General features: G+C 65.0%; 26 protein-coding genes. 9 read left to right on the top strand and 17 right to left on the bottom strand.

Features of this window, described 5'->3' with window-relative positions; translation table 11 throughout:
• The first annotated feature begins 154 nt into the window (after positions 1 to 154).
• Positions 155 to 637 carry a copper chaperone PCu(A)C gene (locus L1F06_RS20615; protein ID WP_012019643.1) on the top strand — a complete coding sequence of 161 codons (483 nt, stop codon included), beginning with the start codon at positions 155 to 157 and terminating at the stop codon, positions 635 to 637.
• A 123-nt stretch (positions 638 to 760) separates the two neighbouring features.
• Here L1F06_RS20615 and L1F06_RS20610 read toward each other — a convergent pair whose 3' ends face one another.
• From L1F06_RS20610 to L1F06_RS20600, 3 genes are all read right to left on the bottom strand, one after another.
• Positions 761 to 1,708, bottom strand: coding sequence for an adenosine deaminase (locus L1F06_RS20610; RefSeq protein ID WP_129482961.1), 948 nt, complete (start codon positions 1,706 to 1,708; stop codon positions 761 to 763).
• Between the two features lie 104 nt (positions 1,709 to 1,812).
• Positions 1,813 to 3,168 (bottom strand): 8-oxoguanine deaminase, encoded by a 1,356-nt coding sequence (locus L1F06_RS20605; RefSeq protein ID WP_129482960.1) that lies wholly within the window; start codon positions 3,166 to 3,168, stop codon positions 1,813 to 1,815.
• Between the two features lie 126 nt (positions 3,169 to 3,294).
• Positions 3,295 to 3,645, bottom strand: a complete 351-nt coding sequence (locus tag L1F06_RS20600; protein ID WP_012019640.1) for a MerR family transcriptional regulator — start codon at positions 3,643 to 3,645, stop codon at positions 3,295 to 3,297.
• 82 nt (positions 3,646 to 3,727) lie between these two features.
• Between L1F06_RS20600 and L1F06_RS20595 the strand changes: the two genes are divergently transcribed.
• Positions 3,728 to 4,225: a hypothetical protein gene (locus tag L1F06_RS20595; protein WP_129482959.1), complete on the top strand. Its 498-nt coding sequence runs from the start codon at positions 3,728 to 3,730 to the stop codon at positions 4,223 to 4,225.
• A 100-nt stretch (positions 4,226 to 4,325) separates the two neighbouring features.
• Here L1F06_RS20595 and L1F06_RS20590 read toward each other — a convergent pair whose 3' ends face one another.
• The 7 genes from L1F06_RS20590 to L1F06_RS20560 form a co-directional block, all read right to left on the bottom strand.
• Positions 4,326 to 5,009, bottom strand: a complete 684-nt coding sequence (locus L1F06_RS20590) for an SDR family oxidoreductase (RefSeq protein WP_003240390.1) — start codon at positions 5,007 to 5,009, stop codon at positions 4,326 to 4,328.
• Positions 5,010 to 5,054: 45 nt separating this feature from the next.
• Positions 5,055 to 5,612 carry a DUF922 domain-containing Zn-dependent protease gene (locus tag L1F06_RS20585; protein ID WP_129482958.1) on the bottom strand — a complete coding sequence of 186 codons (558 nt, stop codon included), beginning with the start codon at positions 5,610 to 5,612 and terminating at the stop codon, positions 5,055 to 5,057.
• A complete protein-coding gene (locus tag L1F06_RS20580) occupies positions 5,609 to 6,193 on the bottom strand; it encodes an IMPACT family protein (RefSeq protein WP_096825604.1) in 585 nt (194 codons plus the stop codon). The genes L1F06_RS20585 and L1F06_RS20580 overlap by 4 nt, the downstream gene beginning before the upstream one ends.
• On the bottom strand, positions 6,193 to 6,855 hold the full coding sequence (locus tag L1F06_RS20575; protein ID WP_003240396.1) for a TetR/AcrR family transcriptional regulator: 663 nt from the start codon (positions 6,853 to 6,855) through the stop codon (positions 6,193 to 6,195). Before L1F06_RS20575 ends, L1F06_RS20580 begins: the two co-directional genes overlap by 1 nt.
• A gap of 158 nt (positions 6,856 to 7,013) precedes the next feature.
• Positions 7,014 to 8,390 carry a uracil-xanthine permease family protein gene (locus tag L1F06_RS20570; RefSeq protein ID WP_129482957.1) on the bottom strand — a complete coding sequence of 459 codons (1,377 nt, stop codon included), beginning with the start codon at positions 8,388 to 8,390 and terminating at the stop codon, positions 7,014 to 7,016.
• 73 nt (positions 8,391 to 8,463) lie between these two features.
• Positions 8,464 to 9,264, bottom strand: coding sequence for an outer membrane protein OmpK (locus L1F06_RS20565; protein WP_012019634.1), 801 nt, complete (start codon positions 9,262 to 9,264; stop codon positions 8,464 to 8,466).
• Positions 9,265 to 9,586: 322 nt separating this feature from the next.
• Positions 9,587 to 10,504 carry a LysR family transcriptional regulator gene (locus L1F06_RS20560; protein ID WP_012019633.1) on the bottom strand — a complete coding sequence of 306 codons (918 nt, stop codon included), beginning with the start codon at positions 10,502 to 10,504 and terminating at the stop codon, positions 9,587 to 9,589.
• 164 nt (positions 10,505 to 10,668) lie between these two features.
• On the opposite strand from L1F06_RS20560, the gene aptA reads away from it, so the two are divergent.
• The 3 genes from aptA (at position 10,669) to L1F06_RS20545 (ending at position 14,552) form a co-directional block, all read left to right on the top strand.
• Positions 10,669 to 12,015 carry an omega-aminotransferase AptA gene (gene aptA, locus L1F06_RS20555; protein WP_012019632.1) on the top strand — a complete coding sequence of 449 codons (1,347 nt, stop codon included), beginning with the start codon at positions 10,669 to 10,671 and terminating at the stop codon, positions 12,013 to 12,015.
• 89 nt (positions 12,016 to 12,104) lie between these two features.
• Entirely contained in the window at positions 12,105 to 13,601 is a 1,497-nt protein-coding gene (locus tag L1F06_RS20550) for a CoA-acylating methylmalonate-semialdehyde dehydrogenase (RefSeq protein WP_129482956.1), read from the top strand.
• 123 nt (positions 13,602 to 13,724) lie between these two features.
• Positions 13,725 to 14,552 carry an arylamine N-acetyltransferase family protein gene (locus L1F06_RS20545; protein WP_129482955.1) on the top strand — a complete coding sequence of 276 codons (828 nt, stop codon included), beginning with the start codon at positions 13,725 to 13,727 and terminating at the stop codon, positions 14,550 to 14,552.
• A 295-nt stretch (positions 14,553 to 14,847) separates the two neighbouring features.
• Here the strand turns inward: L1F06_RS20545 and L1F06_RS20540 are convergent, their stop codons facing one another.
• The 6 genes from L1F06_RS20540 to L1F06_RS20515 form a co-directional block, all read right to left on the bottom strand.
• Positions 14,848 to 15,084, bottom strand: coding sequence for a hypothetical protein (locus tag L1F06_RS20540; protein WP_012019627.1), 237 nt, complete (start codon positions 15,082 to 15,084; stop codon positions 14,848 to 14,850).
• Positions 15,085 to 15,441: 357 nt separating this feature from the next.
• Entirely contained in the window at positions 15,442 to 16,146 is a 705-nt protein-coding gene (locus L1F06_RS20535) for a lipopolysaccharide kinase InaA family protein (protein WP_129482954.1), read from the bottom strand.
• A gap of 240 nt (positions 16,147 to 16,386) precedes the next feature.
• Positions 16,387 to 18,033, bottom strand: a complete 1,647-nt coding sequence (gene groL, locus L1F06_RS20530) for a chaperonin GroEL (RefSeq protein WP_003240411.1) — start codon at positions 18,031 to 18,033, stop codon at positions 16,387 to 16,389.
• 49 nt (positions 18,034 to 18,082) lie between these two features.
• Complete coding sequence (locus L1F06_RS20525) at positions 18,083 to 18,376, bottom strand: co-chaperone GroES (RefSeq protein WP_003240414.1); 294 nt, start codon at positions 18,374 to 18,376, stop codon at positions 18,083 to 18,085.
• Between the two features lie 320 nt (positions 18,377 to 18,696).
• Positions 18,697 to 19,146: an FxsA family protein gene (locus L1F06_RS20520; protein WP_012019625.1), complete on the bottom strand. Its 450-nt coding sequence runs from the start codon at positions 19,144 to 19,146 to the stop codon at positions 18,697 to 18,699.
• Positions 19,147 to 19,213: 67 nt separating this feature from the next.
• Positions 19,214 to 19,948 carry a HugZ family pyridoxamine 5'-phosphate oxidase gene (locus L1F06_RS20515; protein WP_129482953.1) on the bottom strand — a complete coding sequence of 245 codons (735 nt, stop codon included), beginning with the start codon at positions 19,946 to 19,948 and terminating at the stop codon, positions 19,214 to 19,216.
• 108 nt (positions 19,949 to 20,056) lie between these two features.
• Here L1F06_RS20515 and L1F06_RS20510 point away from each other — a divergent pair, with 108 nt between their 5' ends.
• Positions 20,057 to 20,815, top strand: coding sequence for an SDR family oxidoreductase (locus L1F06_RS20510; RefSeq protein ID WP_003240420.1), 759 nt, complete (start codon positions 20,057 to 20,059; stop codon positions 20,813 to 20,815).
• Positions 20,816 to 20,948: 133 nt separating this feature from the next.
• On the opposite strand, the gene L1F06_RS20505 is transcribed toward L1F06_RS20510, so the two are convergent.
• Complete coding sequence (locus tag L1F06_RS20505) at positions 20,949 to 21,917, bottom strand: polyprenyl synthetase family protein (RefSeq protein ID WP_003240422.1); 969 nt, start codon at positions 21,915 to 21,917, stop codon at positions 20,949 to 20,951.
• Positions 21,918 to 22,163: 246 nt separating this feature from the next.
• Here L1F06_RS20505 and rplU point away from each other — a divergent pair, with 246 nt between their 5' ends.
• The 3 genes from rplU (at position 22,164) to cgtA (ending at position 24,157) form a co-directional block, all read left to right on the top strand.
• Positions 22,164 to 22,475, top strand: a complete 312-nt coding sequence (gene rplU, locus L1F06_RS20500; RefSeq protein WP_003240425.1) for a 50S ribosomal protein L21 — start codon at positions 22,164 to 22,166, stop codon at positions 22,473 to 22,475.
• Positions 22,476 to 22,512: 37 nt separating this feature from the next.
• Complete coding sequence (gene rpmA / locus L1F06_RS20495; protein WP_003240427.1) at positions 22,513 to 22,770, top strand: 50S ribosomal protein L27; 258 nt, start codon at positions 22,513 to 22,515, stop codon at positions 22,768 to 22,770.
• Between the two features lie 166 nt (positions 22,771 to 22,936).
• Complete coding sequence (gene cgtA, locus L1F06_RS20490) at positions 22,937 to 24,157, top strand: Obg family GTPase CgtA (protein WP_129482952.1); 1,221 nt, start codon at positions 22,937 to 22,939, stop codon at positions 24,155 to 24,157.
• The last annotated feature ends 63 nt before the right edge of the window (positions 24,158 to 24,220 follow it).

Here is a 24,220-nt window from a genome sequence, read left to right as displayed (position 1 = left end):
GCCTGGCGACGGCAATGCGGCACATGCCGTGCTGCGCCGCCCGGCACGGGCCGAGCAGCGCTTGAGCTGCAAGATTCAACACGGCGCCACGGCCCTGGCTGCTGGCGCCGGTTTCATTCAGGCTACGGCCGACTACCGCAAGTGGAGGAACACCATGCTGAAACGAAATCTGCTGTTGGGCGCGCTGCTGGGCATGAGCCTGTTGGCCCAGGCGCACGAGTACGATGCCGGGCAACTGCACATCGAACACCCCTGGTCGCGCGAGATGCCGCCGGTGGCGCCGACCGCCGCCGCCTATTTCGTGGTGCACAACAAGGGCGGCGAGGCCGATCGCCTGCTCGGCGTCAGCACGCCGGTGGCCGGCAAGGCCGAGCTGCACGAGCATGTGCATGCCGACGGGGTGATGAAGATGCAGCAGGTACAGGATGTGACCATCCCCGCCGGTGGCGAGGTGAAGTTCGAGCCCATGGGCTATCACGTCATGCTGTTCGACCTGAAGCAGCAGGCCACGGATGGCGAGCGCTTTCCGCTGACCCTGACCTTCGAGAAGGCCGGCGCGGTCGAGGTCGAGGTGGCCGTGCAGAAGGATGCGCCGCAGGGGCATGATCATGGCGGCCACGGCAAGCACCAGCACTGACGCCGACACATCGGGGCCCGCCCGCTGCGCGCAGCGCACCCTGCCAGGCCGCAGGGTGCGTGGGCGTAGGGTGCGCCGTGCGTACCAGCGGCTGGTCTGCCGGTACGCTCAGCGCATACGGTCTCAGGCCAGCCTGGCGTCCAGACTGTTCTGCGCCAGGCGTCTGGCCTGGTCCTCGCTCATGCCCAGGTGCTCGTGCAGGGCGGCGAAGTTCTCGCCGACGTAGCCGCCGAAGTAGGCCGGGTCGTCCGAGTTCACTGTCACCTTCACGCCACGCTCGAGCATGTCGAGGATGTTGTGCTGGCCCATGTGCTCGAACACGCACAGCTTGATGTTCGACAGCGGGCAGACGGTCAGCGGGATCTGCTCGTCGATGATGCGCTGCATCAGCCGCTCGTCTTCGATGGCGCGCACGCCGTGGTCGATGCGCTCGACCTTGAGCAGGTCCAGCGCTTCCCAGATGTACTCGGGCGGGCCTTCCTCGCCGGCATGCGCCACCGCGTACAGGCCTTCGCTACGCGCCTTGGCGAACACCCGCTCGAACAGGCGCGGCGGGAAACCCTTCTCCGAGCTGTCCAGGCCGACGCCGATAAAGGCGTCGCGAAACGGCATGGCCTGCTCCAGGGTTTTGAACGCCTCTTCCTCGGGCAAATGACGCAGGAAACTGAGGATCAGGCCATGGCTGATGCCCAGCTGCTTCTCGCCGTCGAGCAGGGCCTGGCGGATGCCGCGCAGCACCACCTCGAAGGGGATGCCGCGGTCGGTGTGGGTCTGCGGGTCGAAGAAGGGCTCGACGTGGACGACGTTCTGCGCCTTGCAGCGCTGCAGGTAGGCCCAGGTCAGGTCGTAGAAGTCCTGCTCGCTGCGCAGCACGTTGGCGCCCTGGTAGTACAGGTCGAGAAACTCCTGCAGGTTGTTGAAGGCATAGGCCGCGCGCAGGGTTTCCACGTCGGCCCAGGGCAGTTCGATCTTGTTGCGCTCGGCCAGGGCGAACAGCAGCTCGGGCTCCAGCGAGCCTTCGAGGTGCAGGTGCAGTTCGGCCTTGGGCAGGGCATTGAGCCAGTCGTACATGGTCGGGTCTCGCTATCGGGCTTGGTTGCTGAGGAGTTTAACCCGTAGGGCGGGCGAAACCCGCCAACCAGGCGGTCGGCGGGTGGCGTTGCCTGTCTCGATGCTCAGCCGTTTACCAGTTCCCGCGCCGCCTGGCGGTGATCGGCGATCAGCTGGGCGACGTCCAGCCCTTCGATCTGGCCGTCGATCACCCGCCATTGGCCGGCGATCATCATGCGGTCGGCGCGGTCGGCGCCGCACAGCAGCAGCGCCGAAAGCGGATCGTGGCTGCCGGAGAAGCGCAGCTCGTCCAGTTTGAACAGGGCCAGATCCGCCTGCTTGCCCACCGCCAGTTCGCCGATATCGTCGCGCCCGAGCAGGCGCGCCGAACCGCGGGTGGCCCAGCCCAGGACGCGCTCGGGGGTGATCTGCTCGGCGCCGTAGCGCAGGCGCTGGATGTACAGGGCCTGGCGCGCCTCGAGCAGCAGGTTCGAGGCGTCGTTGGAGGCCGAGCCGTCCACGCCCAGGCCCAGCGGCGCGCCGGCCGCCTCCAGCTCGACGCTGGGGCAGATGCCCGAGGCCAGGCGCATGTTCGAGCTGGGGCAATGACAGATGCCGGTGCCGGCGGCGCCGAGCCGGGCGATCTCCTCGGCGTTGAAGTGGATGCCGTGGGCCAGCCAGGTGCGCGGGCCGAGCCAGCCGACGCTGTCGAGATAGTCCACGGTGCGCAGGCCGAACTGGCGCAGGCAGAAGTCTTCCTCGTCGAGGGTCTCGGCCAGGTGCGTGTGCAGGCGCACGCCCAGCTGCTCGGCCAGTTCGGCGCTGGCGCGCATGATGTCCTGGGTCACCGAGAAGGGCGAGCAGGGCGCCAGGGCGATCTGGATCTGCGCGCCGTCGCCGCGCTGGTGGTAGCGCTCGACCAGGCGCTGGCTGTCGGCCAGGATCGCCTCGCCGCTCTGCACCGTGTGCTGCGGCGGCAGGCCGCCGTCGGCCTCGCCCAGGCTCATCGAGCCGCGGGTGAGCATGGCGCGCATGCCCAGTTCGCGCACGACCTCCACCTGCACGTCGATGGCCTGTTCCAGGCCGCCGGGGAACAGGTAGTGATGATCGGCGGCGGTGCTGCAGCCCGACAGCAGCAGCTCGGCCAGCGCCACCTTGCTGGCCAGCGCCAGCTTCTCGGGCGTCAGCCGCGCCCACACCGGGTAGAGGGTCTTCAGCCAGGGGAACAGCGGCTGGTTGACCACCGGCGCCCAGGCGCGGGTGAGGGTCTGGTAGAAGTGGTGATGGGTGTTGATCAGCCCCGGCAGCAGCACGTGCTCGCGGGCATCGAAGGTCTGCTGGCAGGGGGCGGTCGGTTGCTGGCCGGCGCCGAGCAGCTCGACGATGCGGCCGTCCTCGACCACCAGGCCGCCGGAAGCGTCCTGAGCGTTGGCGGTGAAAACGGCGAGGGGGTTCTTGATCCAGATACGGGTAGCTGCCATTGAGCAGGCTCCTCTGAGGTTGAGTTCAGGTAGCCAGCTCAGTGTTGACCCTGTCTGCTGATCCAGGTTCGTCGCGGGTGACGTGCGGCGAAGATAACTGACCTTGGGGTCAGCACGCAATCCGCGTCAGGCGCGCAGCGGGCAGGTGGTGGCCAGGCGCTGCAGCAGCTCGTTTCGCAGTTGCTGCAGCTCGTCGATGCGGCGCTCGATCAGTGCCAGTTTGTCCTGCAGCAGTTGAGTCACGGCGTGATCCGGGTCGTCGGTCTGCCACAGGCCGCCGACATGCTGGCTGATCTCGCCCAGGCTGAAACCCAGGCGCTGCGCGGTCTTGATGTAGGTGACCAGTTGCACCATCTCGGCGGGGTAGTCGCGGTAGCCGTTGGCGCTGCGCCGTGCCGCGATCAGCCCGCGTTGCTCGTAGAAGCGCAAGGTGTCGCGGCTCACGTCGCAGGCTTCGGCCAGTTCTCCGATTCGCATCGTTTCACTCGGTTGGGTGTTGACCTTGGAGCATACTCCAGGCCTTAGCCTGGGTGCTCCTTCAATGACTGGAGCAACACCCATGTGGACTCCCGAACACTATCGTCGCCTGGTACGGGCCAGCGGCTGGTACGACCTGCTGGTGACCGCCGCCTTCGTCACGCCCTGGAGCTTCATGGCGCTGCACGGCCTGCTGCAAAGCCTGCATCACGGCCTCGGCCTGCCCGGCGCGCTGCCGCCATTCGAGCCGATGCACATGCTGTTGGGCAACCTGATGGGCTCGATCATCTGCGTCTGGTCGGTGCTGCGCATCCGCGATCCGCAACAGGCGTTCGGCCGCTATGACGCGGCCGGTCGACTGTTGTTCGCCACCTGGCAGATATACGCCCTGATGCAGGGCGCGACGCCACTGATCGCGATCTTTCTGTTCTTCGAACTGGCCTGGGGCGTGGCGCAGTTGTGGCCGGTGAGAACCTCGTCCTCCGGTCCCAGTGCCTCGGCCGCCATGCCTGGCCCAGCGATGCCGGTGCATACCGAAAGGAGTGCAGCCATCGACGCTACGGCGTCCGGCAGCAGGTAGCGGCATATCGGTGCCGGTAGCGACGTAGGATTTCGCTGTATTGCTCCGTCGCCGGAGCGCGGAGCCATGGTTGCACGCGGGCCGATACTAGCTGTGATGCCTACCAGGGCAGCGCATTGCCTTGATAGTCCAGGTAGCGCAGGCCTGGTTGGCCGACGGCGGCGCCGATCTGTTCGACCATGCCCTTGCAACTGCTGGCGATGTCCAGTGGTGCGTCGGCGCCGCCCATGTCGGTGCGTACCCAGCCCGGGTGCATCAGCAGGACGCCGAGTTGCGGATTGTCCTGATCGCGCACGAAGCACTGCACCAGGTGGTTGAGCGCGGCCTTGCTGGCACCGTACAGCGGCATGCCCAGGCCGGCGCCGGCCTCGATGCTGCCGAGGATCGAACTCATGAACACGATCAGCCCATGCTCGGCGGCCAGGTTCGGCAGCAGGCGCTCAGCCACGCGCAGCGGAGCGACGGCGTTGGTCAGGAACAGCTGGCCCATTTCTTCGGCGTTGGCCTGGGCGGTGCTGTGGTGTGCGGGGCCGGCCACCCCGGCGTTGACGAAGATGACGTCGAAGCGCTGACCGCTCAGGCGGACGGCAAGCTGCTCGAGGCTGCTCGGGTCGGTCATCTCCAGTTGCTCTACGCGTACACCGGGCAGTGCCTGCAGCGCTGGTTGCGCGGCGCTGCGCACGGTGGCGGTAACGGCCCAGCCCTGGGCGGCGAACTCACCGGCCAGGCCAAGGCCGAGGCCGCGTGATGCACCGATGATCAGAATGGAACGGGGTGCAGTCATTTCAGGCTCCATGACGTATGAGAGAGGCGCATCAGCATAGCGCACTTAGTCCGTCAGCCAGGCGCCCTGGCTGCGGCCATGGCCGGTGTCCCGGTCGTAGCGTCGCTCGTCCTGCACATGGCGCTGCAGCACGGCATTGGCGCGCTGGTTGGCCTGGCGCTGCAGCTCGTTGCAGCTGGGATACTCGGGCGTATCCAGCAGCACGGCGTCGATCTCGGCGGCCGCCGCCTGACCGATGTGGTAATGGCCCAGCTCATGCTCGCGCAGCGCGGCCAGATACTGCTCGAAACGCTGGCGCTGCTGGGCATCGCCGCCGGCGAGGCGCGGCAGGGTGATCTCGGTGTCGAGACGGGTGCGGGTCAGGGTGATGCGGCAGCGGCCGTCGCGCTCCTCCTGCCACCAGAAGCGCCAGTCCACGCGCCAGCGGGTGTAGCCATGGAACACCTGGCCCTGCTCGCGGATGGGGGAGGCCTGCGCGAGCGCCTGGCTCAGCGATTCGCCGCTGTGAAGGTGGGCGTCGTAGTAGCGATAGTGCAGACGGTCCAGCACCTCGGCCTGCGCCGCGCTCGCCAGCACCAGCAGAAGCAGCAGGGCCTGTTTCATGGGCTGTGCAACCGCTCGCGGCCACGGCTGACGTCGCCCAGCAGTCGCTCCAGCGCCTCGCGCTCGGCAGGCGCGACGGCCAGTTGCAGACGCGCGCCGGTGGCGTCGTAGTCCTCGCGTTCGATCAGGCTGTCGAACTCGTTCAGGCGTGCCTTGAACAGCGCCAGCTCGGCGAACTGCAGGTGGCAGCCGAACGCCTGACGCAGCACCAGCTCGCGCCGCTCGCCCGCCTGCAGACATTTGGCCGCGCTGCCGCCATAGGCGCGAGCCAGGCCGCCGGTGCCGAGCTGGATGCCGCCGTACCAGCGGATCACCAGCACCACCACCTGGTCGCAATCTTGCCCCTCGATGGCGGCGAGGATCGGCCGGCCGGCCGTGCCGCCGGGTTCGCCGTCATCGTTGAAGCGGTACTGGTTGCCCACCTTCCACGCCCAGCAGTTGTGCGAGGCGCTCGGGTCGCCGTGGCGTTCGATGAAGGCCTGCGCCTCGGCGGCGCTGGCGATGGGCGCGGCGAGGGCGAGGAAGCGGCTCTTGCGGATTTCCTCGCGGTACTCGCAGGGCGCGGCCAGGGTAAAGGCCATCAGGGCTTGGCGGGCGGCGTCAGGCCGCAGCCCTTGAGAATGATGTGGATCAGGTTGTCGCCGGCGGCTTCGAAGTCCTGTTTGGTCAGACGCGAGCGACCGGTGACGCGGCAGATCTGCGAGGCGAAGTCGGCGTAGTGCTGGGTGCTGCCCCACAGCAGGAAGATCAGGTGCACCGGGTCGACCGGGTCCATCTTGCCGGCGGCGATCCAGGCGTCGAACACCGCGGCGCGGCCGCGGAACCAGTCCAGGTAGTTCTGGTTGAAGTACTGCGACAGGCAGTCGCCGCCGCTGATCACTTCCATGGCGAAGATGCGCGAAGCCTTCGGCTGACGGCGGGAGAACTCCATCTTGGCGCGGATGTAGCGCGCCAGCGCCTCGGCCGGGTCGTCGTCGACGCTCAGGGTGTTGAAGGTGCTGTCCCACAGTTCGAGGATGTTGCCGAGCACCGCCAGGTACAGGCCCAGCTTGTTGTTGAAGTAGTAGTGCAGGTTGGCCTTGGGCAGACCGACGTTCTGCGCGATGGTGTTCATGCTGGTGCCCTTGAAGCCGTGGCGGGCGAATTCTTCTTCGGCGGCTTGGATGATGGCTTCTTCGTTCTTCTGGCGGATGCGTCCGGCGGGCTTGCCGCTGGCGCTATGGGCGGGGACTTCGAAGGTCATGAGGCGGTTCCGGACTGATCGTGGGGCTCGGCGCCTGCACAGATACCCCAGCGCCGCTCGGGTGACAAGCGCCGAACGCGCAAAATGGCCCGGGAAATGCCGTTGGTGCCTTTGTTGCACCAAGGCCGTGCACGGGAAGGGGCCCGTGCACGGAAAACTCAGACCCTCTGGGCCTGCTCGGAGGTGGTGACCTCAGGCTGCTCCAGCGGCAGCAACAGGGTCATGAGGATGGCAGTCAGGCCGCCGCTGGTGATCGCCGAGCCGAACAGGTTCTGCACCAGGGTCGGCATCTGGCTGAGCAGCTCGGGCTGGCTGGAAACGCCCAGGCCGATGCCGAAGCTGGTGGCCATGATCAGCAGGCTGCGCCGGTCCAGCGGCGCCTGGGCGAGGATGCGAATGCCGGCGGCGGCGACGGTGCCGAACATCACCAGGGTAGCGCCGCCCAGCACCGGCTTGGGGATCTGCTGGAGAATCGCGCCGAGCACCGGGAACAGGCCGAGGATCACCAGGATCGCGCCGATGTAATAGCCGACGTGCCGGCTGGCCACGCCGGAGAGCTGGATCACGCCATTGTTCTGGCTGAAGGTGGTGTTGGGAAAGGTGTTGAACACCGCGGCGATCAGCGAGCTGATGCCGTCGCCGAGCACTCCGCCCCTGATCCGCTGCAGGTACTGCGGCCCCTTGATCGGCTGTCTGGAGATCATGCAGTTGGCGGTCAGGTCGCCGGTGGTTTCGATGGCGGTGATCAGGTAGATCAGCGCCACCGGGACGAAGGCCATCCAGTCGAAGTCGAAGCCGTAGCGAAAGGGCATCGGCAGGCTCACCAGCGGCAGATCGGGCAGCGGCTTGGGCACCAGCACGCCGCTGAACCAGGCGGCCAGCGAGCCGACCAGCAGGCCGATGATGATCGCCGACAGGCGCAGCCAGGCGTTGCGCAGGCGGTTGAGCGCGATGATGGTGACCAGCACCAGGGCGCCCAGGGCCAGGTTGATCGGCGCGCCGAAGTTCTCGGCCTTGGCGCCGCCGCCGACATCGGTGATGCCGACCTTGATCAGGCTGACGCCGATGATGGTGATGACGATGCCGGTCACCAGCGGCGTGATGACGCGCTGCAGGTGGCCGATGAAGCGGCTCAGCACCATCTCGATGAAGGCGCCGAAGAAACACACGCCGAAGATCATCGCCAAGATGTCGTCCGGGCTGCCGCCGCGTGCCTTGACCATCAACCCCGCGGCCAGTACGGCGCTGAGGAAGGCGAAGCTGGTGCCCTGCACGCAGATCATCCCGGCGCCGATGCCCAAAGGCCGGCGCGCCTGGATCAGGGTGCCGACGCCGGACACCATCAGGCCCATGCTGATCAGGTAGGGCAGCTGTTCATGCAGGCCGAGCACGCCGCCGATAATCAAAGTCGGCGTGACGATGCCGACGAAGCAGGCGAGTACATGCTGCAAGGCGGCGAAGAAGGCCGGTAGCGGCGCCGGACGGTCGTCCAGGCCGTAGAGCAGTTCGGAGCTGGGTTGCGATTGACTGGTCATGGGGGCATTCCCGTGGTGAGTCTGGAAGTGGCTGCAAAACGCCGACCAGCCTGTGCCGGTCGGGCGCCGTGGGTCAGAAATGCACTTTCAGCAGCAGGCTGGCGGTGTTCTGGTTGGTGCTGAAGGCCGCCGAGTCCTGGATGCCGTACTTGTCCTTCCAGTAGCTGTACTCGACCCCGACGTAGAACTGCTTGTCGCCCCAGTCCATGGCCTTGCCCAGGTCGTACTTGATCTGCGGGTTGATGTGGTAGTTGCTGTGATAGCTGGCGTCGTTGTCCACCACCCAGTCGATGTAGCCGTCGATGAGGATGTCCGACTTGCCCGCCGGCAGGGTGTAGGACCAGCTCGGGGTGACCTGCCAGACGCCGCTGCCATCGGGTTTGCCGTCACCGTCGCGGTCGGCGCGGTTGCCGTCGGGCTGGCGGTAATAGAAGTTCAGCTTGAAGAAGTTGAAACCGGGTATGGCTAGGTCGAAGCCGGGGCCGAGCAGGTAGGCCTCGGTCTCGTCCTCGCCGAACTCGTAGGTTGCGGCCAGCAGCACGTCCTTGATCGGCCCGAACGACAGGTCCTTGCCCAGCAGCTTGCCGAACGACAGGCGCGGGCTCAGCTCACCGTAGAAACTGCGCGAATCCCCGGCGCCGTTCTGCGCGCCGTTGAAGAACTTCTGGTCGACGAAGAAGAACACATCGCCCCAGCTCCAGCCGCTGGCGTGCTCGAAGGTGAGGGTCTGCTGAATCGCCGGCTCCACCTTGAAGTTCTTGCCGTAGAGGTAGGAAAGGCTGTTGTTCTGCCAAAGCAGCGGGCCATCGGCCTGGGCCTGGGTCGCCAGCAGCAGGCTGCCGGCGGCGAGCAGGGTCGCGCGAGTAGGGTTCATCTGGGCTCCTGAGATCAGCGTGTTTTTCTAGTTTTCCTGGCCGTGTGGTCAGGTCGCTGCTCAAGTGCAAAAAGCTGTCCAACTGATCAGCTTGTGCGGAAGATTGTGTTCAGCCCTGGCGAAAGCCTTGTCGCATCAACTGCATACGATCTTTCGTGACATGGTGTTCATTTTCTGTTGCTGGCGCCCGGGCAAGGCGTCGCCCCGCGATAGGGCGGCCTGCACTCAAGTGGAGCTTCGTTCATCGGGCAGGAGCCGGCCTGCCGGCGATGCGTTGAGCGCGCACGCCGGCAGAGCTGTAGGCGCAGGCGAGTTGGCCCGATCAGGATTCGGCCAGCGCCTCGAGAAAGCTCTCCAGCACCAGATGCGCACGGCGCCCCTTGCGCGTTACTGCCGCCAGGCTGAGGTCATAGAAGCGGCTGGCGGGCTTGAGCGCGCGCAGCCGGCCCTGCTGCACCCAGGCCTGGGCATAGTGATCGGGCAGGTAGCCGATATAGCGTCCGGTGAGGATGAGAAAGGCCATGCCCTCGCGATCCGAGGCGCTGGCGGTGCAGTTGAGCAATTGATAGTGGTGCTGCACCTCGGGCGGCACGCGGAAGGTCGGGGCGATGGCCTCCTGGGCGTTGAGGCGCTCGTCTTCCAGCTGCTGGTCATCGACGTAGAACAGCGGATGGCCCACCGCGCAGTAGAGCAGCGAGCGTTCGCCGTACAGGGTCTGGTACTCGAGGCCGGACAGCGCGCCGACCTGCGGCACCACGCCGACGTGCAGGCGGCCGTCGAGCACGCCCTGTTCCACCTCCGAGGGTGGCGTCATGCGGATGTGAATGCGCACGTCCGGCCCCTGCGCCTTGAGCCGCGCCAGGGCATTGGTGATACGCATGTGCGGGATGGTCACCAGGTTGTCGGTCAGGCCGATGTTCAGCTCGCCGCGCAGGTGCTGGTGCAGGCCGTTGACCTCGGTGCGAAAGCTCTCCAGCGCCGCCAGCAGCTGCAGGGTGCTCTGGTACACCTCGCGGCCTTCCTCGGTCAGGGCGAAGCCGGCGCGGCCGCGCTGGCACAGGCGCAGGCCGAGGCGTTGTTCCAGATCGCTCATCTGCTGGCTGATGGCCGAGCGGCCAATCCCCAGGGCACTTTCCGCGGCGGAGAAACCGCCGCACTCCACCACGCTGCGAAACAGCTTGAGCAGGCGGATTTCAAAGTCGCTGACCTGGGCCAGCGGGTCGGGACGGCGGCTGCTCATTTGTTTAGTAAGCCTTGAACTGAAGGTAAGAAGAGTGCTGTTTTACTGACTCTATGCTCGTGGCACCTTGTCTGCAACTACCCTGTAGGAGCCGGCTTGCCGGCGCTGATCGCCCCGCAAGCGGGCTCCTGCACCCAATTGCCTGCCCGAGTGAGGCTACTCCGATGAACATGCCGCAGACCGCAACCCCGTCCCTGGCCAGCCAGCTCAAGCTGGATGCGCACTGGATGCCGTTCTCCGCCAACCGCCAGTTCCAGCGCGACCCGCGCATCATCGTCGGCGCGGAAGGCAGCTGGCTCACCGACGACCAGGGCCGCAAGATCTACGACAGCCTGTCCGGCCTGTGGACCTGCGGCGCCGGCCACTCGCGCAAGGAAATCCAGGAGGCCGTGGCCAAGCAGCTCGGCACCCTCGACTATTCGCCGGGCTTCCAGTACGGCCATCCGCTGTCGTTCAAGCTGGCCGAGCAGGTCGCCGACCTGATGCCGGGCGAGCTCAATCACGTGTTCTTCACCGGTTCCGGCTCCGAGTGCGCCGACACCGCGGTGAAGATGGCCAAGGCCTACTGGCGCCTGAAAGGCCAGGCCTCCAAGACCCGCTTCATCGGCCGTGCCCGTGGCTATCATGGCGTCAACATTGCCGGCACCTCGCTCGGTGGCATCGGCGGTAACCGCAAGATGTACGGCCAGCTGATGGATGCCGACCACCTGCCGCACACCCTGCAACCGGGCATGGCCTTTACCAAAGGCATGGCCGAAACCGGCGGCGTGGAGCTGGCCAACGAACTGCTCAAGCTGATCGAGCTGCACGACGCTTCCAATATCGCCGCGGTGATCGTCGAGCCGATGTCCGGCTCGGCCGGCGCCATCGTGCCGCCGGTGGGCTACCTGCAGCGCCTGCGCGAAATCTGCACGCAGCACAACATCCTGCTGATCTTCGACGAAGTGATCACCGGCTTCGGCCGCATGGGCAAGTGGAGCGGCGCGGAGTTCTTCGGCGTGACCCCGGACCTGATGAACGTCGCCAAGCAGATCACCAACGGCGCCATCCCGCTGGGCGCGGTGATCGCCAGCAGCGAGATCTACAACACCTTCATGCAGCAGCCGTCGCCGGAGCACATGATCGAGTTCACCCACGGCTACACCTACTCGGCGCACCCGGTGGCCTGCGCCGCCGGCCTGGCGACGCTGGAGCTGCTAAAGCGCGAGAACCTGATCCAGCAGTCCGCCGAGCTGGCGCCGAAGTTCGAGGCCGCGCTGCACGGCCTGAAAGGCACCAAACACGTGGTCGACATCCGCAACTGCGGCCTGGCCGGCGCTCTGCAGATCGCCCCGCGTGACGGTGACGCCGTGATCCGTCCGTTCGAGGCCGGCATGGCCTTGTGGAAGGCCGGTTTCTACGTGCGCTTCGGCGGCGACACCATCCAGTTCGGGCCGACCTTCAACGCCAGGATGGAAGACCTCGACCGCGTGTTCAACGCCGTCGGTGATGTGCTGAACAAGTTGGACTGACCTTTTTGTCTCCCCTCTACCGCTTGCGGGAGAGGGGCCGGGGGAGAAGGCGTCTCTCCCCAGCACCCGATTTCTTGATGGAGAACCCCATGAGCCATATCCCCCACCTGATCAACGGCGAACGTGTTGCCGGCAACGAGCGCAGTGCCCCGGTGTACAACCCGTCCACCGGCGACTCCACCTCTGCCGTCGGCCTGGCCGACCGCGCCACCATGCAGCTGGCCATCGACGCCGCCAAGGCCGCCTTCCCGGCCTGGCGCAACACGCCACCGGCCAAGCGCGCGCAGATCATGTTCCGCTTCAAGCAGCTGCTGGAGCAGAACGAGAACGAAATCGCCGCTCTGATCAGCGCCGAGCACGGCAAGACCATCGAGGACGCCATCGGCGAACTCAAGCGCGGCATCGAGAACGTCGAGTTCGCCTGCGCCGCCCCGGAAATCCTCAAGGGCGAGTACAGCCGCAACGTCGGCCCGAACATCGACGCCTGGACCGACCTGCAGCCCATCGGCGTGGTGGCTGGCATCACCCCGTTCAACTTCCCGGCCATGGTGCCGCTGTGGATGTACCCGCTGGCCATCGTCTGCGGCAACTGCTTCATCTTGAAGCCCTCCGAGCGCGACCCCAGCTCCACCCTGTTCATCGCCGAGCTGGCGCACCAGGCCGGCCTGCCCAAGGGCGTGCTGAACGTGGTCAACGGCGACAAGGACGCGGTCGATGCGCTGATCGAGGCGCCCGAGGTCAAGGCCCTGAGCTTCGTCGGCTCGACGCCGATCGCCGAATACATCTACAGCGAGGGCACCAAGCGCGGCAAGCGCGTGCAGGCCCTGGGCGGCGCCAAGAACCACGCAGTGCTGATGCCCGATGCCGACCTGGACAACGCCGTCAGCGCGCTGATGGGCGCGGCCTACGGTTCCTGCGGCGAGCGCTGCATGGCCATCTCCGTGGCCGTGTGCGTGGGCGACCAGATCGCCGACGCGCTGGTGGAGAAGATCGTCCCACAGATCCAGGCGCTGAAGATCGGTGCTGGCACCTCCTGCGGCCTGGACATGGGCCCGCTGGTCACCGCCGCTGCGCGCGACAAGGTCAAGGGCTACATCGACGCCGGCGTGGCCCAGGGTGCCAAGCTGGTGGTCGACGGTCGCGGCCTGGTGGTGCCGGGTAACGAGAACGGCTTCTTCGTCGGCGGCACCCTGTTCGACCGGGTAACTCCGGACATGACCATCTACACCGACGAAATCTTCGGCCCGGTGCTGTGCATCGTCCGCGTTGGCAGCCTGGAAGAAGCCATGCAACTGATCAACGACCACGAGTACGGCAACGGCACCTGCATCTTCACCCGTGACGGTGAAGCCGCGCGCCTGTTCTGTGACGAGATCGAAGTGGGCATGGTCGGCGTCAACGTGCCGCTGCCGGTGCCGGTGGCCTACCACAGCTTCGGCGGCTGGAAGCGCTCGCTGTTCGGCGACCTGCATGCCTACGGCCCGGACGGGGTGCGCTTCTACACCCGCAAGAAGGCCATCACCCAGCGCTGGCCGGCGCGCAAGAGCCACGAGGCGGCGCAGTTCGCCTTCCCCAGCAATGGCTGAGTGAGCTGCAGCGTTGAATGAGAAGGCCGGTCGCAAGATCGGCCTTTTTGCTATCGGCCCTATGCATATCTCCCATCTGCCGCCTCTGGTACAACAGCCGGCAGGTAGAAAGGGAGAAACACCATGACCGAAGCATTCAAGCTGGATCTGCACACGTATCTTGGGCGCCTGGACTACTCGTCGGCGCCGCCAGCGACCCTCGACACCCTGCGCGAGCTGCAGGCGCGGCACACCGCCGAATTCCCCTTCGAAACCCTGGCCAGCATGCTGCGTGTGCCGGTGCAGGTCGAACCTGCCGCGATCCAGGACAAGCTGCTGCGTCAGGGCCGTGGCGGTTACTGCTTCGAACTCAACCGCCTGTATCTGCTGCTGTTGCAGGCGCTGGGCTTCGACGCGCGCGGGCTGACCGGCCGCGTGGTCATGGGCGGCCCGGAAGATGCCCTGCCGGCGCGCACCCATATGCTGGTGCTGGTGACCATCGATGGCGTGCGCTACATCAGCGACGTCGGCTTCGGCGGCATGGTGCCGACCGGCCCGCTTTTGCTGGATAGCGAGGCGGAGCAGGCCACACCGCACGAACCCTATCGCCTGTCGCTGGTGGACGGCACCTATACCCTGCGCGCCCTGGTGACCGGCAGTTGGCGGGCGATGTACGTGTTCGATCTGCAGAAGGTGGCGGATATCGATTACGTGGTGGGCAACTGGTACGTGTGCACCCATCCGGACTCACCTTTCCTTGGCCAGATGATTGCCGCGCGCACCGGGCCAGAGCTGCGCAAGACGCTGAACAACGGCAGCTTCGCCATCCACCGCCTGGGACAGGCGAGTGAGCGGGTGCAGTTGCAGAGTGTCGATGAGGTGCTGAGGGTGTTGCGCGAGGAGTTCGGCATTCGGGTGCCGGAGCATCCTGAGCTACGGCAGATCGTTGAGCGGTTGATCGCGGGGGCGTGAAGGCAAGGCCGCAGATATCACCACGCTCTCGTAGGAGGGGGGGCAGCCGCAAAAGTCTCAGGAAGCCTCGAAGGCCCGCTGAGATTGCTGAAGGACCACGATCAGTTCCCCTCTCCCGCTTGCGGGGCGTAAGCGGAAACAGCGAAGCACTGCTTCGCCCGCTGAAGCGCCCTTAGCTCTGCGAAGGGCTGGGGCGCAGGGCGGGGGCTAGGGGAGAGGGCGCCTTTGCTTTTTGCATTTCGATGCTGCTTTTGCGTTGCCGGTGATTAGGGTTGGCCCTTTTGGCAAGCGCCGCTTACTGCTCGCCTTTCATCGCGCCGCTGAGGCCGAACATCAGCAACAGCAGATTGGCGTCCGGCTTCACGGCAGGCTGGATCTGCTTGCGCAGGGGGGCGTTGGGGCAGTGCTGTTCGGTCTTGCAGTCGTGTCCGTCCACGACGCGGGGGCCCGGTTCCTGCCAGGCGGCGGCGGCGATTGCCGTTACGCTGAGGGCGAGGCCAAGGAACAAACCTCGTGCTGTTTCTAGTTTCATCTTGTTAACCCCTTGAAAGCGCTGCCAAACGCTGTTCGCTAAACCTAGATCACTCATCGCCTAGTCGTTGCCTCGTGCGACGAACGGTCATCGAGCATGGCTGGCACCCGCCGGGGCTGTGCTGTGACACGGGCCGGATCGGTTGGTTCCATGGTGGTTCGGGTAACGTTTCAACGTCACCTTCGGTGCCTGTTACGCACAGGCTGTAACAGCCGGCCTTGGCGGACGAAGTTGCGTGCAACTCGCTTCGCTATCTCGCGCAAGGCGCGAGATAGGGCCACTTCCTGGTGGGGGGATTGCGATGCCCGCCGCTGGGGCGGAGGAACGAATGCCGGCGCTGGACCGGCGTGCGCATTATTAGGCAAGAGCTGTGCCCAGGCCGCGGGCGCCCTCGGCGAAAACGGCGCGGTAGCCTTGCAGCAGTTGTTGCCAGTCCTGCTCGGACCAGGGGCTGTGGCGTCTGAGCTGGCGCAGGTCATGGCGCGCCGCGCGCACCCGGCTCAGGCGTCGACGGCTTTTTTCCAGATCGAGCAGGGCGACCTGCGGCTGTCCCTCTTCAAAGCGTACGAACACGTGCTTGGCGTACAGGCAGCCATGCTGCCAATGGCCGAGGTGCATGCGTGCCAGGGTCGCGCCGATCTGGTGCAGCAGTTGGCTGTGTTGGGTTTCGTCGCACTGCTCGCGGCCGCCTTGGGCGTACCAGCTGTCGATATCGGTGAAGCCCTGCAGTTCCGCGGTGACCAGCAGGCCGCGCCAGCCCTGTTGCGGGTCGTGCTCGACGCCGCAGTAGACGAGTTGTGGCACGGGTACGCCGAGCGCTTCCAGAGCCAACAGGGCGTTGCGTTCGCGCAGTACGGTAGGACGGCCCTGGGGATGCAGCAGGCTGCGGTAGATATGGCCGATCTGGCGTTTGGCGTAGAGCACGCCGCTCTGGTCGAGCAGGCGTTGCACGCCGCTTTCGCCGCCGCGCCGGGCGTTGGGTGCTTCGACCCAGTCGCCTTGCTGTTGCCACCAATGCTGGAATGCCTGCTGTGAAAGATCGTTCGCGGTGCTCAGGGGCATGTTGTTCTTCTTATGTTTGTTTTTAGGGATGCGCTTGGCGCTCACCTGCTGAAATGGCGCTAAGCCGTTCAGGGTTGTAACAAAACATAAGCAAACAAGGTGCCTGAGTCCACCCTCAATGTCCTTGGGGCATCTGACCGGCGCCGAACGGTAGCCCGCTATGGCCGTCAGGAACGGCCGCGCATAAAAAAACCCCGCGACTAGCGCGGGGTTCTTCGTACTGCGTGGGAGCCGGTCGGCTTACATCATGCCGCCCATGCCACCCATACCGCCCATGCCGCCCATGTCAGGCATGGCCGGAGCCTTGTCGTCAGCCGCTTCGGCAACCATGGCCTCGGTGGTGATCATCAGGCCGCCGATGGAGGCAGCCGCCTGCAGCGCGGAACGGGTGACCTTGGCCGGGTCGAGAATACCCATCTCGATCATGTCGCCGTAGGTGTCGGTCGCGGCGTTGAAGCCGAAGTTGCCCGAACCCTGCTTGACCTTGTCGACCACTACGCTCGGCTCGCCGCCGGCGTTGGCAACGATCTGACGCAGCGGCGCTTCGACAGCGCGACGCAGCAGAGCGATACCGACGTTTTGGTCTTCGTTGTCGCCCTTCAGGCCTTCGATGGCCTGCAGAGCGCGCACCAGAGCCACGCCACCGCCAGGTACCACGCCTTCTTCCACTGCAGCGCGGGTAGCGTGCAGGGCGTCTTCAACGCGGGCCTTCTTCTCTTTCATCTCGACTTCGGTGGCAGCGCCAACCTTGATCACGGCAACACCGCCGGCCAGCTTGGCCAGACGCTCTTGCAGCTTCTCTTTGTCGTAGTCGGAAGAGGTTTCTTCGACCTGCTTGCGGATCTGCGCAACGCGGGCTTCGATGTCGGCCTGGGCACCAGCACCATCGATGATGGTGGTGTTGTCCTTGTTCAGCACGACGCGCTTGGCGTTACCCAGGTGCTCCAGAGTGGCGCTTTCCAGGGACAGGCCAACTTCTTCGGAGATCACGGTACCGCCGGTCAGGATGGCGATGTCCTGCAGCATGGCCTTGCGACGGTCGCCGAAGCCCGGCGCCTTGACGGCAGCGACCTTGACGATGCCGCGCATGTTGTTGACGACCAGGGTAGCCAGGGCTTCGCCTTCGACGTCTTCAGCCACGATCAGCAGCGGACGGCCAGCCTTGGCAACGGCTTCCAGAACCGGCAGCAGTTCGCGGATGTTGCTGATCTTCTTGTCGACCAGCAGCAGCAGCGGGCCTTCCAGCTCGGCAACCATGGTGTCCGGCTTGTTGATGAAGTACGGCGACAGGTAGCCGCGGTCGAACTGCATGCCTTCTACGACGGACAGTTCGTTTTCCAGGCCCGAGCCTTCTTCAACGGTGATCACGCCTTCCTTGCCGACCTTGTCCATGGCTTCGGCGATGATGTCACCGATGGAGTTGTCGGAGTTGGCGGAGATGGTGCCGACCTGAGCGATGGCCTTGGAGTCGGCGCACGGCTTGGCCAGGTCTTTCAGCTGAGCAACGATGGCGCTGGTGGCCTTGTCGATGCCGCGCTTCAGATCCATCGGGTTCATGCCGGCTGCAACGGACTTCAGGCCTTCGTTGACGATGGCTTGAGCCAGAACGGTAGCGGTGGTGGTGCCGTCACCGGCAGCGTCGTTGGCCTTGGACGCGACGTCCTTGACCAGCTGGGCGCCCATGTTTTCGAAGGCGTCTTTCAGTTCGATTTCCTTGGCAACCGACACACCGTCTTTGGTGATGGTCGGGGCGCCGAAGGATTTGGCCAGCACCACGTTACGGCCTTTCGGGCCGAGGGTGGCTTTGACGGCGTCGGCCAGTACGTTGACGCCTACGAGCATTTTCTTGCGGGCGGAATCGCCAAACTTGACTTCTTTAGCAGCCATTTTGATCAGTCCTCAAATTCTTGAAGGTTTAAACGGAGATTCGTGGGAATCAGGCTTCGATGACAGCGAGGATCTCGTTCTCGCCCATGACCAGCAGGTCTTCGCCGTCGACCTTGACGGTGTTGCTGCCGGAGTAGGGGCCGAATACCACCTTGTCACCGACCTTGACGGCCAGCGGACGGACTTCGCCGTTTTCCAGAACCTTACCGGTACCGACGGCAACGACTTCACCCTGGTTCGGCTTCTCGGCGGCCGAACCCGGCAGCACGATGCCGCCTGCGGTTTTGGTCTCTTCTTCGCTGCGACGGATCACGACGCGGTCATGCAGAGGACGAAGCTTCATTGTCGATCTCTCCTAACAATTGAATGGCCAACTTGCCGACTCTTGCTTGGTCGGCGGGTTTGTAAAATCCGGCGAGGCCGGGCGCGGCACGCTGGGCGCACCGCGAAAGTCGGACTGCCTCAGGGGCAGGCACCTTGCGGTGACTGCTACATGTGGGCGGGCAAGGGCATTTCAAGGGGCGGGGGTGAAATTTTTTGCGCAGCGAAGGGGGATATCGCGCAGGGCAGTTCGATGCCAGCGTTGCGCTTGAGTAGAAGCCGACTTGCCGGCGATCAGCCAGGGAGATCGCCGGCAAGCCGGCTCCTACGGGTGCTTGGAGATCAGTCGCGACGCTCGTACTCGCCCTCGAGAACATTGGGGCGGGTTTGCCCGGAGCGGGCGGCCTGGTCGTCGAAGAAGGCGCGCTGGCGCAGGGCCTGTTCCTCGGCGCGGCGGCGAATCTTGCCGACCAGCAGGCGGCGGGTGAAGGGAATCAGGCAGAGCGCGCCGAAGACGTCACTGATGAAACCCGGCAGCAACAGCAGGCCGCCACCAACGGCGATCAGCAGGCCTTCGAGCATTTCCTGCTCGGGCAGCTCGCCGCGCGACAGTCTTTCCCGGGCGCGCCAGGCGGTAGCGACGCCGGCCACGCGCAGCAGCACGCTGCCGAGGATGGCGGTGCCGATCACCAGCATCAGCGTCGGCAGCACGCCGATGGCGCTGCCGACCTTGATCAGCAGGGCCAGTTCGATGATCGGAAACAGCAGAAAGAGGAACAGAAACGCGCGCATGAGTCGAAGTGTCCTTGGCGGAAGACAGGCTTCCCGTAGAAGTTAAATATGGCGCTCTGCGCTTAATTCAAGCTGAAGGCTCGCCGCTGGTCGGCCAGCTCTCGGCCCGGGCCAGTTGCACCAGGGCCTGGCGTACTGCGCCGGGGTTGCTGCAGGGCGCGGGAAACGGCAGCCAGTGCAGGCTCTGGCCGATGCGCAGGTGAAAGCCTTCGCTGTCGATGCCGGCCATCTGCGCCGGCTCGTGCTGCGGCAGGCCGGCCAGTTCGACGTAATGGGCGATGGCATTGGCGTGGTCGTCGTTCATGTGCTCGACCATGCTCGCTTCGCTGCCGTCCGTCGCGAAGGGATTGGCCTGGGCGACCTGATCGAGCCAATGAATGGCGCCGAAGCCGCCGATAAAGCGCCAGCGCACCGGCTCCAGCCGCCAGAAATTGAAGTCATGCGCCCGATGGTAGTCGCGCGACTGAGGGAAAAAGCGGTAATAACGTTGGGCGGCCGCTTCGATTTCGCTTTCGTCATGCAACTGTCTTGCTTCGGCGAGCAAAGTAAGGCGGCCGACCGCCTGCACATCCTCTGCGCCGCGCTCGCCGACCAGTAGCGAGCATTTGGCGTCCTGCCCGAGATTATGGGTGTGCTGGGCGATGCGGCTGATCAGGATCAGCGGCCGGCCCTCGGCGTCCAGGCAGTAGGGCACCACCGATCCGAAAGGGAAACCCGGCATGGCCTTGGAGTGGGTGCTGAGCACGCCACGGTATTCCTTGAGCAGCAATTCTCGTGCATGCTTGCCGGCTTTCACGCTCACCTTATGACTCCTCGCAAAGAATCCGTCAGAAACGGACAGACGCCCTAGCATAGCGGTTCGCGGGCATCAGCGGGGTCGGTAAATGCTGCACCTTGAGGGGATAACGCGATGCAACTGAAAGACAAAGTCATCATCATCACTGGCGGCTGCCAGGGACTGGGCCGCGCCATGGGTGAGTACCTCGCGGCCAAGGGCGCCAAGCTGGCGCTGGTCGATCTGAACCAGGAAAAACTCGACGAAGCCGTGGCCGCCTGCAAGGCCGCCGGTGGCGACGCCCGTGCCTACCTGTGCAACGTGGCCAATGAAGAGCAGGTGACCCACATGGTCGCCCAGGTGGCCGAGGACTTCGGCGCCATCAACGGCCTGGTCAACAATGCCGGCATCCTGCGCGATGGCCTGACCATCCGCGTCAAGGACGGTGAGATGACCAAGATGAGCCTGGCGCAGTGGCAGGCGGTGATCGACGTCAACCTGACCGGCGTGTTCCTCTGCACCCGCGAAGTGGCGGCGAAGATGATCGAGCTGGGCAACCAGGGCGCCATCGTCAACATTTCCTCGATCTCCCGTGCCGGCAACATGGGCCAGGCCAACTACTCCGCGGCCAAGGCCGGCGTCGCCGCTGACACTGTGGTCTGGGCCAAGGAACTGGCGCGCTACGGCATCCGCGTGGCGGGCGTGGCGCCGGGCTTCATCGAAACCGAGATGACCGGCAGCATGAAGCCGGAAGCCCTGGAGAAGATGACCTCCGGCATTCCGCTCAAGCGCATGGGCAAGCCGGCCGAGATCGCGCATTCGGTGGCCTACATCCTGGAAAACGACTACTACACCGGTCGTATCCTGGAGCTGGACGGCGGCCTGCGCCTGTAATCGGCTGCGCCTGAACGCAAAACGCCCCGACTGGTTCGGGGCGTTTTCGTTTCCGGCTGCTGGTACGCACGGCGCGCCCTATGGGCATGATGCGCGCGGCTTTCCATAGGGTGCGCCGTGCGCACCGCTGCTTTCAATGCGTACGGGCGACGGCGAAACGGCTCAGCTCGATCAGCGCATCGCGATACTCGCCGGCCGGCAGCACGTCCAGACAGGCGATGGCGCGTTCGGCGTAGTCACGGGCGAGACGGGCGGTGTAGTCCAGGGCGCCGGCGGCATCCACGGCGGCGCGGATGCTTTCCAGGTCTTCGATACCGCCTTTCTGAATGGCGCGGCGCACCAGAGCGGCCTGCTCCTCGCTGCCTTCGCGCATGGTGTAGATCAGCGGCAGGGTCGGTTTGCCTTCGGCCAGGTCGTCGCCGACGTTCTTGCCCAGTTCGGCCGCATCGCCCTTGTAGTCGAGCAGGTCGTCGACCAACTGGAAGGCGATGCCCAAGTGGTCGCCGAAGGTGCGCAGGGCTTCGCGCTGCGCCTCGTTGGCGCCGGCCAGCGCCGCGGCGCTGTGGGTCGAGGCCTCGAACAGCATCGCGGTCTTGCCGCGGATGACTTCCATATAGGTCTCTTCCGTGGTGCTGGCGTCGCGCACCTTAGACAGCTGCAGCACTTCACCCTCGGCGATCACGCGGGTGGCGTGGGAGAGAATCTTCATCACCGGCATGGAGCCGAGCTCGACCATCATTTCGAACGAGCGCGAATAAAGGAAGTCGCCCACCAGCACGCTGGGCGCATTGCCCCACTGGGCATTGGCGGTGCTGCGGCCACGGCGCATGTCGGACATGTCGACCACGTCGTCGTGCAGCAGGGTGGCGGTGTGCAGGAATTCGATGGTGGCGGCCAGCAGACGCAGGTCGTCGGCCTGGTAGCCCAGTGCGCGACCGCTGAGCAGTACCAGCAGTGGCCGCAGGCGCTTGCCGCCAGCGGAGATGATATAGTCGCCGATCTTTTCCACCAGTGGCACGCGGGAAACCACCTGTTGGCGAATGATGCCATCGACGGCGGTGAAATCGTCAGCTACCACGCGGTAGAAAGCCTGGGGTTGCATCGGCGACTGGTGCTCCTTTGAGGTTGCGCGGCATGCTAGGTGGCGGGGTATGGGCTGTCAAGGCAAGCACCTGCAGCCCTTGCGTGGCGTCACGGCCTTGCGTACAATCGCGCACCCTGAACTTCCCCCTGGGCATTTCCCTGCCTTACGCAATTGCAAGGGTGTCACTTCCGGCCCCGAGCAGCCATGCCAGCCAATAACGATTTTTCTAAAGCGCTGGGTGAGCAGGATCAACGGAGATTTACCATGTACGCAGTGATTGTTACTGGTGGCAAGCAATACAAGGTCACCGAAGGCGAATTCCTCAAGATCGAGAAGCTCGAGCTCGCCACTGGCGAAGCCGTGACTTTCGATCGCGTTCTGCTGATCGGCAATGGCGACGACGTTAAGATCGGCGCTCCGGTCGTAGACGGCGCCAAAGTGGTTGCAGAAGTCGTTTCGCAAGGTCGTCACGACAAAGTGCGCATCATCAAGTTCCGCCGTCGTAAGCACCACATGAAGCGTCAGGGCCACCGTCAGTGGTTCACTGAGATCAAAATCACCGGTATCCAGGCCTGATCCGTCGGCCCCGATCCCTTTATAGGAGTATTGACTCATGGCACACAAAAAAGCTGGCGGTTCTACCCGTAACGGCCGCGATTCCGAAAGTAAACGCCTTGGCGTGAAGATGTACGGTGGCCAGGTCATCAAGGCCGGCAACATCATCGTTCGTCAGCGCGGCACCGAGTTCCACCCGGGTTTCGGCGTGGGCATGGGCAAGGACCACACCCTCTTCGCCAAGATCGAAGGCGTGGTCAAGTTCGAAGTGAAGGGCGCTTTCGGCCGTCGCTACGTGAGCGTTGTTCAGGCCTAATCGCCTGCGCGCTGGAAAAGCCCTGTCCGTAGGACGGGGCTTTTTTGTTTCTGTATCCTTGGGTTCTTGCCCGATGACCCGTAACGCCACGCTGTCTGCGTGGGGTCATCCGGCAAGGGCCTTTACGTTGTTCTGTTGACCCGCAGCTCTTGCGGGAGGCGTATCCATGAAATTTGTCGACGAAGTTTCGATTTTTGTAAAAGCCGGTGACGGCGGTAACGGCATGATGAGCTTCCGCCGCGAGAAGTTCATCGAAAAGGGCGGCCCCAACGGCGGGGACGGTGGCGATGGTGGCTCGGTATTCCTTGAGGCCGACGAGAACCTCAACACCCTGATCGATTACCGCTACACCCGCAAGTTCCACGCGCAGAACGGCGAGAAGGGCGGCAGCACCGACTGCACCGGCGCCAAGGGCGAGGATCTGATCCTGCCGGTACCGGTCGGCACCACGGTGATCGACGTGGCGACTCAGGAAGTGATCGGCGATCTGGTCAAGGCCGGTCAGCGCCTGATGGTCGCTCAGGGCGGCTGGCACGGCCTGGGCAACACCCGCTTCAAGTCCAGCACCAACCGCGCGCCGCGCCAGACCACACCGGGCAAGCCGGGCGAGTCGCGCGATCTCAAGCTGGAGCTGAAAGTGCTGGCCGACGTCGGCCTGCTCGGTCTGCCCAATGCCGGCAAGAGCACCTTCATCCGCGCCGTATCCGCGGCCAAGCCGAAAGTCGCCGATTACCCCTTCACCACCCTGGTGCCGAACCTGGGCGTGGTCAGCGTCGACCGCTTCAAGAGCTTCGTCGTCGCCGACATTCCCGGTCTGATCGAGGGCGCTTCGGAAGGCGCCGGTCTGGGTATCCGCTTCCTCAAGCACCTGGCGCGTACCCGCCTGCTGCTGCACCTGGTGGACATGGCGCCGCTGGACGAGAGCGATCCGGCCGAGGCTGCGCAGGTGATCATCGACGAGCTGGGCCGCTTCAGCCCGGCGCTGGCCGAGCGTGATCGCTGGCTGGTGCTGAACAAGATGGACCAGATCCCGGAAGACGAGCGCGAGGCGCGCAAGGCCGATATCGTCGCCCGTCTGGGCTGGCAGGGCCCGGTCTACGTGGTGTCGGCCATCAGCCGCGACGGCACCGAGCGCATCTGCCGCGACATCATGCATTACCTGGAGGTGCGTGCCGAACGCATCGCCGAAGACCCGGTATTCGCCGAGGAACTGGCCGAGCTGGATCAGCGCATCGAGGACGAGGCCCGCGCCCGCCTGCAGGCGCTGGACGATCAGCGTGCGCTGCGTAAATCCGGCGTGCGCAGCGTCGACGATATCGACGAAGACGATGATTTCTTCGACGATGAAGACGACGACGGCCCGGAAATCATTTACGTCCGGGATTAAGCAAATTTCCAACGCCGCTTAATTGCGGCGTTTTTGTAGGTGGGGTGGAACCCATCGTTTTCT

The sequence above is a fragment of the Pseudomonas hydrolytica genome (assembly GCF_021495345.1).
GTDB classification, from domain to species: domain Bacteria; phylum Pseudomonadota; class Gammaproteobacteria; order Pseudomonadales; family Pseudomonadaceae; genus Aquipseudomonas; species Aquipseudomonas hydrolytica.
This window is presented reverse-complemented; position numbering and strand designations above follow the sequence as displayed.

Bases quoted from the DNA above. Each gene is read 5' to 3' on its own strand.
- L1F06_RS20560 (WP_012019633.1), bottom strand. From the start codon at position 10,504: ATGAGCAGCCGCCGTCCCGACCCGCTGGCCCAGGTCAGCGACTTTGAA.
- L1F06_RS20615 (WP_012019643.1), top strand. From the start codon at position 155: ATGCTGAAACGAAATCTGCTGTTGGGCGCGCTGCTGGGCATGAGCCTG.
- rplU (WP_003240425.1), top strand. From the start codon at position 22,164: ATGTACGCAGTGATTGTTACTGGTGGCAAGCAATACAAGGTCACCGAA.
- L1F06_RS20595 (WP_129482959.1), top strand. From the start codon at position 3,728: ATGTGGACTCCCGAACACTATCGTCGCCTGGTACGGGCCAGCGGCTGG.
- L1F06_RS20520 (WP_012019625.1), bottom strand. From the start codon at position 19,146: ATGCGCGCGTTTCTGTTCCTCTTTCTGCTGTTTCCGATCATCGAACTG.
- L1F06_RS20545 (WP_129482955.1), top strand. From the start codon at position 13,725: ATGACCGAAGCATTCAAGCTGGATCTGCACACGTATCTTGGGCGCCTG.
- L1F06_RS20505 (WP_003240422.1), bottom strand. From the start codon at position 21,917: ATGCAACCCCAGGCTTTCTACCGCGTGGTAGCTGACGATTTCACCGCC.
- L1F06_RS20600 (WP_012019640.1), bottom strand. From the start codon at position 3,645: ATGCGAATCGGAGAACTGGCCGAAGCCTGCGACGTGAGCCGCGACACC.
- L1F06_RS20525 (WP_003240414.1), bottom strand. From the start codon at position 18,376: ATGAAGCTTCGTCCTCTGCATGACCGCGTCGTGATCCGTCGCAGCGAA.
- L1F06_RS20575 (WP_003240396.1), bottom strand. From the start codon at position 6,855: ATGACCTTCGAAGTCCCCGCCCATAGCGCCAGCGGCAAGCCCGCCGGA.
- L1F06_RS20510 (WP_003240420.1), top strand. From the start codon at position 20,057: ATGCAACTGAAAGACAAAGTCATCATCATCACTGGCGGCTGCCAGGGA.
- groL (WP_003240411.1), bottom strand. From the start codon at position 18,033: ATGGCTGCTAAAGAAGTCAAGTTTGGCGATTCCGCCCGCAAGAAAATG.
- L1F06_RS20535 (WP_129482954.1), bottom strand. From the start codon at position 16,146: ATGCCCCTGAGCACCGCGAACGATCTTTCACAGCAGGCATTCCAGCAT.
- L1F06_RS20550 (WP_129482956.1), top strand. From the start codon at position 12,105: ATGAGCCATATCCCCCACCTGATCAACGGCGAACGTGTTGCCGGCAAC.
- L1F06_RS20570 (WP_129482957.1), bottom strand. From the start codon at position 8,390: ATGACCAGTCAATCGCAACCCAGCTCCGAACTGCTCTACGGCCTGGAC.
- L1F06_RS20540 (WP_012019627.1), bottom strand. From the start codon at position 15,084: ATGAAACTAGAAACAGCACGAGGTTTGTTCCTTGGCCTCGCCCTCAGC.
- L1F06_RS20610 (WP_129482961.1), bottom strand. From the start codon at position 1,708: ATGTACGACTGGCTCAATGCCCTGCCCAAGGCCGAACTGCACCTGCAC.
- rpmA (WP_003240427.1), top strand. From the start codon at position 22,513: ATGGCACACAAAAAAGCTGGCGGTTCTACCCGTAACGGCCGCGATTCC.
- L1F06_RS20580 (WP_096825604.1), bottom strand. From the start codon at position 6,193: ATGGCCTTTACCCTGGCCGCGCCCTGCGAGTACCGCGAGGAAATCCGC.
- cgtA (WP_129482952.1), top strand. From the start codon at position 22,937: ATGAAATTTGTCGACGAAGTTTCGATTTTTGTAAAAGCCGGTGACGGC.
- L1F06_RS20585 (WP_129482958.1), bottom strand. From the start codon at position 5,612: ATGAAACAGGCCCTGCTGCTTCTGCTGGTGCTGGCGAGCGCGGCGCAG.
- aptA (WP_012019632.1), top strand. From the start codon at position 10,669: ATGAACATGCCGCAGACCGCAACCCCGTCCCTGGCCAGCCAGCTCAAG.
- L1F06_RS20565 (WP_012019634.1), bottom strand. From the start codon at position 9,264: ATGAACCCTACTCGCGCGACCCTGCTCGCCGCCGGCAGCCTGCTGCTG.
- L1F06_RS20605 (WP_129482960.1), bottom strand. From the start codon at position 3,168: ATGGCAGCTACCCGTATCTGGATCAAGAACCCCCTCGCCGTTTTCACC.
- L1F06_RS20590 (WP_003240390.1), bottom strand. From the start codon at position 5,009: ATGACTGCACCCCGTTCCATTCTGATCATCGGTGCATCACGCGGCCTC.